At 35.2% G+C, this 17,417-nt stretch carries 8 protein-coding genes; 4 read left to right on the top strand and 4 right to left on the bottom strand.

Annotated features, from left to right (window positions below; all coding sequences use genetic code 11):
• Nucleotide 1: 1 nt before the first annotated feature.
• Both I600_RS08490 and I600_RS08495 read left to right on the top strand, forming a co-directional pair.
• Nucleotides 2–2,230 (top strand): M56 family metallopeptidase, encoded by a 2,229-nt coding sequence (locus I600_RS08490; protein WP_058104005.1) that lies wholly within the window; start codon nt 2–4, stop codon nt 2,228–2,230.
• Nucleotides 2,231–2,366: 136 nt separating this feature from the next.
• The gene (locus tag I600_RS08495; protein WP_058104006.1) at nt 2,367–3,470 is read left to right on the top strand and encodes a DUF4407 domain-containing protein; all 1,104 of its coding nucleotides are present in this window, start codon (nt 2,367–2,369) and stop codon (nt 3,468–3,470) included.
• A 60-nt stretch (nt 3,471–3,530) separates the two neighbouring features.
• Here the strand turns inward: I600_RS08495 and I600_RS19550 are convergent, their stop codons facing one another.
• The gene (locus I600_RS19550) at nt 3,531–3,659 is read right to left on the bottom strand and encodes a hypothetical protein (protein WP_257786201.1); all 129 of its coding nucleotides are present in this window, start codon (nt 3,657–3,659) and stop codon (nt 3,531–3,533) included.
• A gap of 429 nt (nt 3,660–4,088) precedes the next feature.
• On the opposite strand from I600_RS19550, the gene I600_RS08500 reads away from it, so the two are divergent.
• A complete protein-coding gene (locus I600_RS08500) occupies nt 4,089–9,065 on the top strand; it encodes a translocation/assembly module TamB domain-containing protein (protein WP_058104007.1) in 4,977 nt (1,658 codons plus the stop codon).
• A 46-nt stretch (nt 9,066–9,111) separates the two neighbouring features.
• Complete coding sequence (tamL, locus tag I600_RS08505; RefSeq protein ID WP_082642914.1) at nt 9,112–11,397, top strand: translocation and assembly module lipoprotein TamL; 2,286 nt, start codon at nt 9,112–9,114, stop codon at nt 11,395–11,397.
• A 3-nt stretch (nt 11,398–11,400) separates the two neighbouring features.
• Here the strand turns inward: tamL and I600_RS08510 are convergent, their stop codons facing one another.
• The 3 genes from I600_RS08510 to I600_RS08520 form a co-directional block, all read right to left on the bottom strand.
• Nucleotides 11,401–12,402, bottom strand: a complete 1,002-nt coding sequence (locus I600_RS08510) for a metal-dependent hydrolase (RefSeq protein ID WP_058104009.1) — start codon at nt 12,400–12,402, stop codon at nt 11,401–11,403.
• Between the two features lie 8 nt (nt 12,403–12,410).
• A complete protein-coding gene (locus I600_RS08515; RefSeq protein ID WP_058104010.1) occupies nt 12,411–14,807 on the bottom strand; it encodes a hypothetical protein in 2,397 nt (798 codons plus the stop codon).
• A 197-nt stretch (nt 14,808–15,004) separates the two neighbouring features.
• Nucleotides 15,005–17,404: a hypothetical protein gene (locus I600_RS08520; RefSeq protein ID WP_058104011.1), complete on the bottom strand. Its 2,400-nt coding sequence runs from the start codon at nt 17,402–17,404 to the stop codon at nt 15,005–15,007.
• Nucleotides 17,405–17,417 lie beyond the last annotated feature (13 nt).

Consider the following 17,417-nt stretch of genomic DNA (forward strand, 5'->3'; position numbering starts at 1 on the left):
TATGGAGATTTATCTTTTAAAATCTACGGCATGCATGGGCATTTTTTTAGTGTTCTATAAACTTTTGCTTGAAAGGGAAAGTATGCACCATTTTAAAAGATTCTTTCTATTAACTGCGCTTATTATTTCTCTAATAATTCCACAAATTGTTTTTACCGAATATATACAAGCAGAACCAACCCCTGCTATCACTCAAGTTTTGACCATAAATGAACAACCAGAAATAACACCAATAGTTCATGAAATGGAAGAATCGCCCATGAATTGGACCTTGATTCTTTATACTCTTTATGGTTTGGGAGTTGCAATTTTTGGATTTCGTTTTCTTTACAACATTGCCAAATTATGGATCCGTGTTAGGCGCAATACCCAAATTAAATTTAACTTCTTGGTAAAAGTCTTGTTAAAAGAAGAACTACCGCCACATACATTTCTTCGCTATATATTTCTGAACAAGCAAAAATTTGAATCTAAGAGTATACCAGCTGCTGTACTATTACATGAAGAAACCCATGCTAAGGAGTGGCATAGTTTAGATGTTCTTTTTATTGAATTGCTACAAGTTCTATTCTGGTTTAATCCGCTAATTTATGTTTTCAAAAAAAGTATCAAACTCAATCATGAATTTCTAGCCGATAGTGCCGTAATTAAAGGGCAAGAAAATCAATTATACTATCAAAACACGTTACTGTCGTACTTATCAAACGACAAATTTCACACGCATCAATCCGTTGGCATCGCAAATGCCATAAATTATTCATCAATCAAAAAACGAATCATCATCATGAAAAAACAAACATCAAAAAGAGGTATTTTAATTCGAAGTCTTTTTATTCTGCCCGTATTGACCATCATGCTTTATAGCTTCTCAAACAGAAAAGAAAAATTCATAAGCGATACCCATGCTTACCCCATAAATGGAGAATGGTTAAATGAAGAAAATGAATTAGAAATATTAAAAATTACCGCAGAAAATAAAAATTTGCTTTGGGGTAATTATCAAAATAACATTTTAAAATTTGAAAAAATAAATGGGCAATTTTATTACTCTGAGTTTGACAAAGAAAAACTCTTAGTCAAAACAAACCAGGAAGAAAAAACGATTCAATTTAATGGAAAAAAGTTTATCCGTAAAAAAAATAGTTTAAGAAATCAATTAAATGGCAAATGGTTAAGTGAACAAAACAATATACAATTAATTGTTTCAGAATACGATATTTATATGGTTTTTGATCTTATAGAAGGAAAGAAAAAAGCTGTACGTTATTACCCTAAGAAACGTTCCAATAGTTATTATTTTACTTATGGTTATGAAGATTGGTCGTTTAAAATTGAAAACAACAAATTAGTTGACTCAAGAGGTAATTACTATAACCGACTTAGAGAAAATGAACAGTCAACGATACCTAAGATAACCGTAAATATAAATAAAGGAGGGCAGTTGCTTGTACAAGATGAGTTAGTTGAATTAGAAGATTTGCAGAAACATTTATCTGAAATAAATTCTCATTTAACTATTAACCAGAGAAAACAAATTGTAAAAACAATAATAAAGGTTGTACCGGACAGCCCCAAAGAAGTAGTGATGAAAGTAGAGCAAGAATTACTTGCATACGGAGCAGCAACTATTGACATTCAAGAATACAACCCTAAAATCGATAAAAGAAAAAAAAGAGCAACATCTGTTCAAATGTCAAAATATGATGAGCTTGCAAAAAAATACAACCGTATGATAGCCGATGGTGGCAATATCCGCATCCTGAAATCTGATATAGATCAATTAAAACATATTTACGGATTAATGTCTAAAGAGCAAAAAGAGCATGCCGAACCATTTCCTGATTTTCCAGAACCACCACCAGCACCCAAAGCTCCTAATGTACCGAATTCTTCAGATTATGCAGATAATCAAATTAAAGAAATCATTGAAAATCAAGACCCCTATGACCATTTGAACTTAGACATCAATGGAATAAAAGGAACATCCTCAAAAACGACTATGGAACTTACTAGTACCACGGCACCCACTCCTCCTACTCCACCCTCTCCTCTTGACTACGCTATAGACATGGCAAAAAAAGGAGCAATATTTTATTTTGAAGGCGAAAAAATAACGTCTGATAAAGCGATCGACTTACTTAAAAAGAACAAAGAATTGAATATGGAATCTCGTAAGAAACTTGGAAAGACCGAAGTAAGAATCACTACCGCACCTGTAACAATACGATAGACACAACGTCAAACATATGTTAAAGCCCTCTTTTGGAGGGCTTTTTACGTACCAAAAACAAAATAGTTACGTTCACCCAGTATACATCATCATCAACTTGCCAGCCGTATGGATGGTCAAAAAACGAATTTTCATCATGATTCAAAATTTCTTCATTCTTTGTTCTGGCGCCGACTCAGAACTTTTAAAAACATGCTCTAAAGGCGAACAAAACAAATATGCAGGTATTGGTGCTACAGTTTTCTTTACTGCGGTAATGGCATTTATAGCAAGTAGCTATGCTCTGTATACCGTATTTGACAATATGTATACCGCCGTATTTTTCGGACTCATTTGGGGACTCCTAATTTTTAACTTGGACCGTTTTATAGTATCGACCATAAAAAAACGAGGCAATTTTGGGCAAGAGTTTTTACAGGCAGTACCACGAATAGTTCTTGCCGTTATCATTGCTATCGTAATTTCAAAACCTTTGGAAATGAAGATTTTTGAAAAAGAGATCAATCAGGTTTTATTAGAGCAAAAGAATGACCTTACCCTTGCCAATAAAGATCAACTTGCCTTGCAGTACACACCTAAGATAACGCAGTTAAATACCGACATCACCAACTTAAAATCTGAAATAGCAGAAAAAGAAAAAGAAACCAATACCCTTTATGATATTTATATCAATGAAGCAGAAGGCACGGCCGGTACAAAGCTATTGGGCAAAGGACCTGTATATGCGGAGAAGCGGGAAAAACATGATGCCGCACTTGCTGAACTACAGGCATTAAAGACCACTAATGCAGAAAAAATTACAGATTTAGAAGCCCAAATAACGGCATTGAATACTGAATATGCAGACGTGGTGAAAAACTCACAACCGATTATTGATGGTTTCGACGGATTAATGGCAAGAATTACGGCTCTAAATGAATTGCCATGGATGCCATCATTTTTTATATTTCTACTGTTCTTAGCTATTGAAACTTCGCCCATAATTGCGAAATTACTGGCTCCAAAAGGTGAGTACGACATTAAATTGGAAGAAGAAGAAAGTGTTTTAGCGACATGGGTTGCCCAAAAATTGGCGCAACGTAAATTAATAGTTGCTACAGATGGAGAAATCAACCAAACAATTTATGAAGATTTAAAGGGCGAAGAAGAGCTATACGGATACAAAAAGAAAAAAGCGGAAGAATTGTTACGCTTACAGGCAGATAGTTTCCATAATGTTCAAACCAAGGGATTAAAATAGAAAAAGACCAATATTTCTATTGGCCTTCTTCGGTTTGGGGGAACTACCTGAACAACTTCTTTACACGGTCATAGCCTCTAAGATCAATTCTGAATTTGTAACGTTATAGGTACATATTTCATAAATTTCCTCTTGGTTGGCAGTTTCAAAATAACCTAAGCATCTATTTGTGTTAATTACTGTTTTCATATTTTTTAGTATTGGTGATTTTTTGAGTTAGTCATTAATTACACTCCAAAGGTACCTCATCAATTCAGCTTAGATCTTTGATTTCTGACCGGGGCAATCTAAGTATAGGCCAATGGACGATAAGTGTAGACGAACCTGTTTTTCTTAAGCTATCCTTTGATAAATCAAAAACAGTAATCAACTCTCAACATGTTCTATACCGATAATCTTCTTAGTAAATAAGCTAATTTTATATATTGGTAATCTTAACTTTGCATTTTAATGGCATCATTGAAAGAAACCAAGAAAAAGAAGAGAAGGTTTTATAACCTTATGATCATCATAGTTCTACTAATTATAATTGCTACAGGTTTTATGGCACAGCTGGGATCGTAACAGGTTTGAGCTTAAAAATTGAATGACTGTATTCAATATTATATTGTTTTCCTTATGGCCAACGAAAATCTGAAATTCAAAAAATACCTAAAGCGCATTGGAAAAATTCTCCTTGGACTAATTTTGCTATTTTTTGTTTTAGTCCTGATAGTACGGACACCTTGGGCACAAAATGCCATTGTATCTAAGGTTACCAATTATATTTCTAGCAAAACACATACTAAAGTAGAAGTTGGCAAATTGTACATTACCTTTTCTGGTGATATACAAATAGAAGGTGTTTATCTGGAAGATGTTAAGGGAGATACCCTATTCTATTCAAAATCGTTACAAGCGGACATTCCAATATACCCTGCCATTTTTAAAAATGAAATTTCAATTGATGATGTTATATCTAAAGGTGTTGTTGCCAAAATAAATAGGGAGAACAACCCAGATGTTTTCAACTTTACGTTCTTAATAGATGCACTGACTACTACGACAGATACGACCGCTACTACTGGTGAACCCATGAATATAAATGTTGGCAGCTTAGATATCACTGATTGGAAATTGAATTATTCCGATGCCTATCTTGGAACAGATATCAACCTTATACTTGGCCAATTAGATATTGACGTATCGGAATTCGACTTGAATTCCATGAAATTCTCTTTGGATAATTTTAAGTTGAGCAATACCCAACTCCAGTACGTTCAATCTCATGAATTCCCAATAACCGAAGACACCACAAGTACAGCTCTACCACATATTGAGGTGGAAGATTTCAATGTAAATAACGTAAATATCACCTACAACAGTCAGCCAGGCGGTTTACATACCCAGTTAAAACTTGGTACCATTGAACTTACAGAAATACTGGCAGATGTATCCAAAAATAGATATGAGACAGATGACCTTGTTCTTCATGATTCAGAAATAGATGTAAAACTAAGGAGTGAAGAAACTAAAATAACTACCACCAATACAGCTGAATATGAATGGCCGGAATTCATCATTGCAGCTAACGATATAGACCTTGCCAAGAACACATTCAGTTATTCCATAAATGGCAAACAGCAAAGCACGGAAAGCTTCAACCCCAATGCATTTAAAATTGAGCAGTTACAACTACTTTCCAAAAATTTAGAATATCGCCCAGAGCAGTTCAATTTAGATGTTTCTAAATTCTCCTTCTCAGAACCTAGCGGTATACATTTAAATCAATTGGCCTTTAAAGCTGGCTTAAACAATACCAAGGCATCACTGTCAGATGTCGTTTTTCAAATAAACAATAGTTCTGCAAATGCAGATATTAATGTTCAGTTCAATTCGTTGAAAGATGCATTGGAAAATCCTGAAAAAAGCACCCTAACCGCAAACATTGCCGATCTAAATTTAGAGCTTGGCGACCTCTTAAAAATTCAACCGGAGCTTGCCCAAAATCAATATCTAGATTCCTTATCAAAACATCCGTTTACCGGTCATTTAAAAGCAAGAGGAAACCTAAGAAAAGTTGATGATCTCAGTACAGAAATACAATGGGGGCCAGACACACATCTTGTGGTAAAAGGCAGTATTGAAAATCTTACCCAAACAGATTCACTTTTTTATAATTTGAACAATATTAGCTTTAGAAGCAATAAAACCGCTATAGACAAATTAATATCCTCCAAGGAACTAGGAATTTCTGTACCTAAAACCATTGTAGCCGAAGGCAGCTTATCTGGTGGAACTAGCTGGGTAAAACCAAACATGGTCCTAAAAATTCCAGAAGGGAATGCTAGTATAAATGCCCTTGTTGACTTTGGGGAAATCATGAAATTTGATGGTACCGTTTCTATAGACAGTCTTCAACTAGGGCAACTGTTACAGAACGATCAGTTAGGTGAAATTTCATTGCAAATAAATGCTAATGGCTCTGGTAACGAAGCAAGCAATTTAGATGCCAACATAACCGGTAACATTTCGCAATTTCAATACGGCGGTTACAGTTATAAAGCGATTGATATTGACGGTATTCTAAATAATGGCAAGGGTAACATATCCGCAAATATCAACGACCCCAATTTGAATATGAATGCAGGTGCAACTTTGCTTCTTACATCCAATGACAATGATATTCAATTTACTTCAAACATCATTGGGGCAGATTTAAAAGAGCTTGGACTTACAAAGGAAAACATTAAAGTTGCCGCTAATATAAATGGTGATTATTCCGGCACGCCATCCAATTTTACGATTAACACCGTTATTGATGATGGTATTGCGGTGGCTGATAACGAGCAATACCAAGTGTCAACCATCATTCTAAAGGCACATGTTGAAGATACCATAACCGACGTTTCCGTACAAAGTAATTTCTTGAACGGGCAGTTGGCATCCAATGCATCGCCTAATCGTATTACCAACGCATTAAAAAAACAATTGGAACACTATTTCTCAACAGACGACACCGTCTATGAGGTCGAAGATACTATTGAAGCAAAACTGGCGATTGCCATAATACCAACACCGGTATTGTCTAAAGTGTTTTTTAACGGAGTAGAAGATTTAGATTCCTTGAATATAGATGCCAGTTTTAATTCTAAAAAGAGAAAAATTTCCGCTCAAGTGAAAGTACCGCACATATCGTATGCGGATAGTTCTGTAGATAGTTTAAATGCCTATGTAAAAGGAGATTCTGTAGACCTAAAATTCTCTGCAGGCCTTGCAGATTTAATTTACGAACCCATTCATCTTAAACAAACCTATTTAGAAGGTAGTTTAAAGAATAAAGAATTATTACTTGATTTCAATTCAAAAAATGACACGGTACAGGTCATGCACATAGCATCTGGTCTAGTATTCCAGAAAGACACTTTAAAACTCCATATTGATCCAGAAGATTTAATCCTTAATAAAAAGCAATGGGAAATTCCAGAAGATAATTCTATAGTGATCAGTGAATCATTTTCAGATTTTGAAAAAGTAATCTTTACTCGAAATTCTCAAAAGATGGAAATATCCAATACGTTTCCAAAGATGGATACGGAACATATTGGAATCCTGTTCGAGAATTTTCAGTTACAGACATTTCTCAGTTTTTTCAATCCTGATGAAGCCTTGGCAAAAGGTAAGGTAGAAGGCGATTTTGTAATCATCAATCCCTACACCGCGTCTGGGCTTGTTGCCAATTTAGATATCAAAGATTTTCAGGTACTTCAAAATCCGTTAGGCACCCTTACCCTAGATGCAACTTCCAAATCGTTATCAGAATATGACTTTGACCTTGCCCTAAAAGACGGTAGTGCAAAGCTTAATTTAACCGGAGATTATACCGCAAAACAAAATACCGCCTACCTGAATATGGAACTGGATATTCAAAAGCTGGAAGCCAGTATAATAGAAGGATTCTCTAACGAACAATTAACGAATGCCAAGGGTTATCTAGACGGAAGCTTATTGGTAAAGGGCACCCTGGCAGAACCAAAATACTCCGGCAGAATAAACTTTAATGAATTTAGCTTAGCATTGGCGGCCTATAAGTCTACGTTTACCATAGATGATCAATTCATAGATATTGATCAAGACGAAGTAAGCTTTAATTCCTTTGCCATAAAGGACATTAATCAAGGTACATTGACTATAGATGGTACGGTTTACACAGAGAGTTTTGTCAACCCAAGTTTTGACCTAACGGTGAAAACAGATCAATTTAGAGTGTTAGATTCCAAAAAAGGAGATGATGAATTGGTCTATGGAATTGCAAGTATAAAAGCAGATGTAAAAGTACTGGGAGATTTAGAACTACCCGTTATAGATGGCAGGTTACGCATTCGCGATATTACCGATCTAACTTATGTTGTACCTCAAGACCAATTGGACATTCAGGAGCGAGACGGTGTTGTTATTTTTGTAAACAGGGAAAACCCTGATGCCATACTTACCAGATCAGATGAAGAAACCACGAATTCCTTTTTTGCCGGTATGGATATCAATACGGTTCTAGAAATAGGGAACGAGGCTAAATTTACCATTGTACTTGATGAAAAAACCCAAGACAAGTTGCAGGCATCCGGTAACGCTACATTGAATTTGAACATAGATCCAAATCAAGACATAAGACTATCGGGCAGGCTAGAATTGAACTCGGGCTTTTACAGAACCAGTTTATACAACTTGGTAAGTCGCGAATTTCAATTACAAAAAGGTAGCAGTATTGTATGGAGCGGTGACCCATTCGATGCCAAAATGGACGTAACCGCTATTTATGAAATAGAAACATCTGCTTCTTCATTAATGTCTTCCATTAGTTACGGAACGGACAGCAGTGTTTCTGGCTCCTATGCACAGTCTACACCATTCTTGGTATATTTAAACATAGACGGGCAGCTTATGCAGCCAGAACTCTCCTTTGCCCTGGACATGCCAGAAAATGCGCAAGGTAACTTTGGTGGTGCCGTGTACAGTCGTATTCAACAATTGAACGAGCAAGAATCCGAATTGAACAAACAGGTATTCTCGCTCTTGGCACTGAACCGTTTTTATCCTACCACAGGAAGTGATGGTAGTAGTGGAGGCGCTGTGACTATTGCCAGAAACAACGTAAACAAAGTACTGTCTAACGAACTTACTTCCATTTCCAATAAATTACTGGGCAATACCGGTTTTGAGCTCGGTTTTGATTTGGATAGTTTTGAGGATTACGAAAGCGGAAGCGCCCAAAGTCGTACCCAATTGAATATCAATGCCAGCAAAAGACTATTTAACGATCGGTTGATCGTTACCGCAGGTAGCGCAGTAGATGTTGAAGGAAGTGCATATTCCAGCGAAAGTGAAACACCATTGATCGGTAACGTAACCTTGGAGTACCTATTAAGTGAAGAAGGCACGTACAGACTAAAGGGGTTTAGAAAACAAGAGTATCAAAATATTATTGACGGTCAACTTATAGTAACGGGTTTAGCTTTTATCTTTAATCGCGAGTTCAATAAATTCAGTCAATTGTTCAGTCCGCTGAAAAAAGAGAATAAACCGTCTAAAAAAGACGCGAACAAAAAAGAAGAATAACGGTACATTGAAAACGAACAACTGCACATATAGAACTTTAATTTGTTTGGCATTTTTGCTGATATATTCATGTGGCATTGAAAAATATATTCCTGAAGGAGAGCAACTGTACACCGGTGCCGAGCTTGAGTTACTTTCCGAAGGTGAGATACATGACAGTAAAGAGGTAAAGGCCGAATTATTAAATCTTATTGAACCTAACCCGAATACCACATTTTTAGGCATGAAGCCTGCCCTATTTTTTCATTACAAGGCGCAGCGAGAAAAACCAGGGTTTCTATATAAATTTCTGAATAAATCTTTTGGGGAAGAACCGGTATATTTTTCTGAAGTAAATACAGACCGTGTAGAAGAATTGATTTTAAACCGCTTGGACAATAATGGATTCTTCTATAGCAAATCATCTTCTGAAGTAGTCAACAACGATAAATTCGCTTCGGTCAATTATACGGCCAGTATGCCGCAGCCCTATGTTTTGGAAAACTATCATCTTGAATCTGACTCATTGCCTATTTATAAAGAAATAGAAAAAATGCTCCCGGAAACCTCTTTGGCAAAGGGAGATAGATTTGATTTAGATTTACTGAAGGCCGAAAGAGCAAGATTAAACAATGGATTAAAACAAAAAGGGTTTTACAACAGTCAAGAAGATCTACTCATTTTTGAGGCAGATACCAATCAATATAAAAACAGAAAATTTGACCTTTTTCTTAGACTAAAAAAAGATGTTCCAGCGCGGGCATCAATTCCGTACACTATTGATTCCATTACCGTTTACCCCAATTACACCATTGAAGGTGACACACTGCCCTTAACTGAAGAAAATGTAACCCAAATAGACAGTATTGATTTTGTACAGAATGAGCTATACTTTAAACCAAAGCTTTTGGAATCCTATCTATTATTCAATGAGGGCGACCTGTACAATGCCGATGTTTCCAAACAAACAAGCAATAGGTTATCTGCATTGGGCAGTTACAAATATGTAAACATACAATACACGGAACTGGATACTACGGCTACCGATGGTAATGGCGGTTCATTGGCAGCAAGCATTTATTTGGCACCATTGACCAAACGCTCTATTAGGGCAGAAATACAGGCCGTATCAAAATCTAACGGATTCACCGGTCCCGGTATTCTTCTGAGCCATACCAATAGAAATGTGTTCAACGGTGGTGAGACCTTTAGTGTTTCTGCCAATTTTAGTTATGAATCCCAATTATCAAGCGGCAGTAATTCCAGTTTAAGCAGTATAGCAGGTGGTATAAGTGCCGATCTAGTAATACCCAGGTCTATACCGTTTTCACCCAGTAGATTTCAGTATGCCGTACCAAAAACAAAAATATCTTTAGGTTACGATTTTTTACAGCGTAGCCAATTGTTTACCTTAAGTTCTGTAAATGCATCTTTTGGCTATACCTGGCAAGAAAACCAATACGTATACCACACCCTAGACCCTATCAGTATAAATTACTCAAGGCTATCAAATGTAACCGATGAGTTTCAGGCAATTTTAGACGACAATGAATATTTGAGTCAAAGTTTTGAGCAGCGTTTTATAGCAGGATTGCTCTATAGTTTCACCTATGACGAAGTATCCAAGCTTAGCAAAGAGGCTCCTATTTACTTTTCAACCAACTTAGATATTGCCGGTAATATGCTAAATCTTATTAGCGGTGGTTCAGAAACTATTTTTGGCTCTACATACGCCCAATATGCAAAAGCCGATGCAGATTTAAGACTGTACCTACGTTGGAAAAAGGAGCGCACCTTGGTATCCCGTATTTATGCAGGTTGGGGCGTTCCATACGGCAATAGTTCAACATTACCCTTTGTTAAACAGTTTTATTCCGGCGGTCCATATAGCGTTAGAGCGTTTAACATCCGTTCTTTAGGACCCGGTAATTTTAATGCGGAAACAGAAAATGCCACTACCGATTATTTTGACCAATCCGGTAACCTTAAGCTAGAAGCTAATGTAGAATATCGTTTTCCACTTTTTTCCTATTTAAAAGGCGCTTTTTTTGTTGATGCAGGTAATGTGTGGCTGACCGGTGACTACTCTGAACTAGAAGAAAACCAACTGAACAGCAGTTTTTCCGAAACACTTTTTACAGATGGTAAATTTGAAAAAGACTGGCTTACCGAGGTTGCTGCGGGAGTAGGGTTTGGTTTACGATTAGATGTTCAAAATTTTGTTATCCGTCTTGATCTTGCGTCTCCATTAAGAATTCCGTACGAAGCTAAAAACGAACGATGGAACGTACCTTTCTTTGGAAATGCCGATAATAACATGACCTTAAACTTTGCTATTGGCTATCCTTTTTAACACCTAATTTCCCCACATACGCTTCCAAAGGGCAGTCATCAGTCGTTTTGCATCCCGTTTAAATTTAGGTCTTTCTTCCACAATGAGATCTTCCCCATTGGGCACCAGTTTATAACTGAAGGCAAATTGGGTTTCGTTTTCATCTAAACTTATGAGTCCAAATCTTAAATCATTGAAATAAAGGTCCCCTTCTCTTTCGGTAATCGTATACCAGCCTTCTGTTATTTTAATAAGTCGTACTATCTTATCATTATCCGCCCATTTACCCAACAGTTCATGATTCTTTGGAAATGCAGAAAATGAAACATCCTTAGTATCAAAAAAAGAATAATCTCCCATCAAATACGCATCTTCAATATCTATATTCGCCATCCATAATACCGTATTCAATGGCGCCGGGCGTGTATTCATATCACTGTAAACAATACCTTGTTCCATCAAGGCATTCTCAAATCTTTGAAAAGCGATTCCTTTTAAAACAAGGGTAAATAGCAAATATGCTGTACTAATAACAAGCCCTAAATGAACATATTTTTGACGTTTAACGGAAGTTCTTTTTTTGAATATTGCCATAATCAAAAAAATGATAAAAGGAACAGTGTATAACGGGTCTATTACAAAAATGCTTTGAAATGCCAACCGCGTTTTAAAGGGCCAGAACAGTTGTGTTCCCCAAGTGGTAAAAGCATCTAATAATGGGTGAGTGAACAATCCCCAGAACATTAACCATGACCATTCTCTCCAGGTAGCAGATTCTTTCCTGTTTATCTTCCAGACCAACCACCCGAACACAGGAGCAAAAAGCACAGAAAAGAATATGGAGTGACTAAAACCCCTATGCCATTCCGTTGCTGTAACCGTATCAAGGAAATAACGCGTAATAACATCCAAATCTGGTATGGTACCGGCAATAGCTCCATACAACATTGCCTTATTACCCACTTTTTTACCAAGCACGGCTTCACCAACGGCTGCCCCTAGTACTATTTGTGTTAATGAATCCATTTAGTATATCATTCAATTATGAGATTTCTCTCAGCAGAAATTAATTGACCTTTCGCCCCCATACCCTCAATAAAAAAAGTGACATTAGATTGAAACGTATTTAAAATTTTAAAGGTCGCAATACCGTTTTCATTAGTAATTAACTCAGGAACCCAGTGTATAGTTCCAAAATTTTCAAATTCATTGGAAAAGTATGACGTGTATTTAGGAGCATAAAACTTCTTTACTTTTTCAAACCCTTCTTTAAACTCATACTTAAAAATAGTATTATCTGAACTACCTTGATCCGTATACCCCCTTGGTAACCTGCGCGTATATATTCTTATAACACCTCCAGAACCCCTTACACCTTCACCAGCTCCTGTTTTATCAATTAAAAAACTTTCCACTTCGTTAGTTGGCATTCTATATAAAAGGTCAAAAGTATTTAACCGTACATTATTCAAATAAATAGCAGGTACAGGCATTGCCCTTTTAGATTCAAACGACTGTACGGTACGTATTCTAATAATGACACGATCTGTACTACCAAAACTTAGCTCTTCTCTTACATAGTAACCTCTAGACCTAATTATATCACTTACTAACGGAAAATTTTCTTCTATATCTTCTGTTACTTCGGTCATTTTGCCTTTTAGGTATTTAGGGATAAAAACATTGTTTTCTACCGTTGTTTTCATCCTTTCTTCAACCACGGTAACCTCATTTAAATTAATTGTATTATCGGCAGAAATTAAACCGGACATCTTAATATTTTCGTTAAAATCTTCAGGTTTAGGAATAACTTTCTCATTCCAAATTTGATTTAATTTTTCAGGCAGTTCAGCCGTCACCATATTTATCCCAACAGTTGGCTTTCTTAATGTTTTGTTATTTATTAAAGTGAATTCCAACATGTCTCCTTTCTCAGGAAAATATTTTGGAATAAGAAATTTATTATCTAAAATATCCAAATACCTACTTCTATTATCAGGATAACTAACCAACAGTTTATCATTAGAAGAAACTTCTTGTCCATAAAGAGTACCTTCCAAATCAATTCCATTTTCAAATTCATAAAATTGATTTGGAGGTCCTCTAAAAATATCATTCCAATCGTACCGAGACCAACCTTGTGTCATTAACAAAAGGTCTAGCTCATTCTGTTTTTTTGTAGTTATATCTTCAAAGTAATATTTAGGATTTTCTATAAAACCTTTTATATAGGGTTTTAAATAAAAGGTGCTATAAATAGAGTTTTTTTGATTGTGAGAAATCGTGTTACCCGGTAAAACAGAGACACTTAAGTTTTGCTGTACTACATCAGTATCAAGCAATTTTACTTGTATTTTCAATGAATCGGTTTCTAAAGCCAATTTGCTTACTTCTAATTTAGCATCAAAAAGATCTGCATAATTAAAAATTAATCGTTCAGCTATGGGCTTACCGTCAGAATTAAACAAGGTCAAGATATTCATTCCCTTATTAAGCACTTCCTTGTTTAAAACCTTAGATACAAACAGGCTATTTTTAGGAAAAGCTAGCGGTATTCTATTTGCGTGGCCATCTTTATGCACCAACAAATAAAACTGTTGGTTATTAGTAATCTCCTTAGTGGTTTCATTTGTAGTCAAGGTAATTATAAACCTATCGTCATCAATATGCTTAACCCCAAAAGCAACACCCTTTTTCATAGGTTTTTGCAGTGTCACTGTCTGTACGTTGCCATTGCTAAATTCTAATTTAGCGATATAGTTTTTACCAACTTTTGGAATAAAATTAAATTTGCCCAAACCAAAAATTGAGGTGTAAAATCTTGCCACTTGAGCATTGTCATCATCAAAAACGGAACCTTCTATAATTCTTACACCATAACCATTGCCATCCGTAACCTTAACCCCCATAGTACTTGGAGTGCCTTCAATTAAATTACCTCCTTCCGGCAAAAATTGGATATCATAATCACTAACAGCAGATTCTTTTTTTAAAGGCTTCTCATTTAAGATGGTAATCTTTTGTATATGAGAATCATCTTCCTTAAAATTCTTCATCCAATTGGTACTGGAACGTAAATAATACTCACCACTTACCAGCATAGAATCTACTACTATATTCCCTTTAAAATAACCATCTTTAGCTTTAAAATGATAATTTTTGAAATTCTCTCCTTTGGCATTAAACAAACCTACATGAACCGTTGTAGTTTGATGAAATGGTTTTTGAAGATGTCTGTTATATACATATCCTTTTAACCATACTTCTTCATTAACTATATACGTTGTTTTATTAGTGTGAAGAAATACAGACTCTCGTGGTAATTCAAAATAATTTAAGAATTTATCCTTGACCAATTTATGACCTACATCATTTTGGGCTACAACATTACTTGATACAAATAGTACGATTAATAGCAAAAATCTATGCATAAATGTCGGTGGAAAATTTTAAAACCGTTAAATCTATGAATAAAAAAGTGCTATTCTATAATCCGCATCTCTTTTAATAAGAAAGAAGCATTCATATTCTCATAAATATCTACTTAAGAAGTATAGTGATTTTTGAAACATGGTGTTAATCGTCCACTTTGCAAACAATAGATTTTGCTATGTTATCAAATTTAAAATCATTCAACCACAAGAGTCTGTTCAGCAGAAATTAATTGACCTTCTGACCCCATACCCTCAATAAAAAAAGAGACATTAGATTGAAACGTATTTAAGATTTTAAAAGTAGCGAAACCATTTTCATTGGTCTGTAATTCAGGAACCCAATGTATGGTGCCAAAATTTTCAAATTCGTTAGAAAGGTATGATGTGTATTTAGGGGTATAGAACTTCTTAACAGGCTCAAACCCTTCTTTAAGTTCGTACTTAAAAACATTTTCATCCCTACTATACTGATTATTGTAATCTCTTGGTAATCTTCTAGTATAAATTCGAATTACACCACCCGCTCCTCTTGCTCCTTCAAATGACCCAGTCTTATCAATCATAAAACTTTCTATTTCGGTTGTGGGCATTTTATATAAAATATCAAAATTTGGTAAACGGGCATTATCTAGGTATATAATTGGAACAGGATAAATATTACCTCCAAGAAAGGAAGATGGAATAATTGACCTAATAATAACACGGCTTGTACTACCAAACTGAAGCCCCTCCAGCACATTATAACCCCTAGACCTAATAATATCAGTAACATACGGTAAGCTAAATTCTAGATTTTCAGTTACTTCTGTCATTTTTCTCGACAAGTACCTAGGAATTAAAGTGTTTTTTTCAACAGTAGTTTTAAGCTTTTCTTCAATTACAGTCACCTCATTTAGGTTTATCGTGTTATCGGCATAAGTTATGCTAGGTACAATTACATCTTCAGAATCATTATCGTTGATAAAATCTGTCTTTTCTTTCCATGTGGTTTCAATTTCATTGGGTATACCCCCCAACCTTATATTTAAATCAATATTAACTTTCGCTAATTTTCTATTCTCCCTGATCAAAGTAAATTCTAAAGTCTCACCTTTAACCGGAAAGTTCCTTTGAATTAAAAATCTATTGTCCAAAATATCCAAATACCTACTACGGTTATCTGGGAAACTAACTAAAAGTTTATCATTTGAAGTAACACCTTTATTATAAATAGATCCTTCCAAATCAATTCCATTTTCAAATTCAAAAAACCGGTTTGGTGCACCTTTAAAAATATTGGTCCAATCATATCTAGACCAACCCTGGGTCATCAATAAAAGATCAAGATCTTTCTCTTTCTTAGGGGTAACATCCTTAAAATAATATTTAGGGTTTTCAATGAATCCTTTTACATAAGGCTTTAAATAAAAGGTACTATAGATAGAGTTTTTTTGATTGTAAGAAATTGTATTACCGGGTAAAACAGAGACACTTAAATTTTGTAGTGCTTTAGCAGTATCAAGTAGCTTAACTTGAATATTCAATGAATCTGATGCTGTAGACATTTTGCTGATCTCTAATTCGGCATCTAAAAGATCAGCATGGTTAAAGATTAACCGTTCAGCAATAGGCTTACCATCTGGATTAAATAGGGTCAATATATTCATCCCTTTATTAAGCACTTCTTTATTTAAAACCTTTGACACGTATAGTTTATTCTTTGGGAAAATTATTGGAATTCTATTTGCGTGGCCGTCTTTATGTACCAACAAATAAAACTGTTTTTCATTAATAATCTCTTTTGTTGCAACGTTTGTAGTAAGACTTATAACGAACTGATCATTATTAACACTCTTTACGGTAAAAGAGATACCAACCTTAGAAGGCTTTTGTATTTTGGTCGTTTTTGTACTACCATCGTCAAATTTTATTTTAGCCACATATTCAATACCCACCTTTGGATTAAAATTAAATTTCCCTAAACCAAAAATTGATGTATAAAATCTAGCAACTTGCGTATCATTAGTATCGAATACCGACCCTTCTACTATTTTTACACCATAGCCATTAGCATCAGTCACCTTTACACCTATAACACCGGGTGCATCTTCAATTAAATTACCGCCCTCAGGCAGAAATTGAATATCATATTCCCTAACTGATTTAGCCTTTTCAATTAGCTTCTCATTTAATATGGTAATCTTCTGAACAAATGAATCATCTTCTATAAAATTCTTCATCCAATTGGTACTTGAACGAAGATAATATTCGCCACTCGCAAGCATTGAATCTACAGCGATATTACCTTTAAAATAACCATTGCTTGCTTTAAAATGATAGTCATCAAGTTTCTTGCCGTCAACATTATACAACCCTACGTGAACCGTTGTAGTTTCACTGAACGGTTTACCATTATGCCTATCATACACATAACCTTTTAACCATACTTCTTCATTGACTATGTACGTTGTTTTATTAGTATGTAGAAATACAGACTCTCGTGGTAATTCAAAATACTTTAAGAATTTATCCTTGACCAATTTGTTACCAATTTCATTTTGGGCCAAAAGAATATTTGAAATCAGAATAAGAAATAAAAGCGTTATTCTATGCATAAAAAAGACGGAA

This window comes from Maribacter dokdonensis DSW-8, from assembly GCF_001447995.1.
Classification (GTDB): domain Bacteria; phylum Bacteroidota; class Bacteroidia; order Flavobacteriales; family Flavobacteriaceae; genus Maribacter; species Maribacter dokdonensis.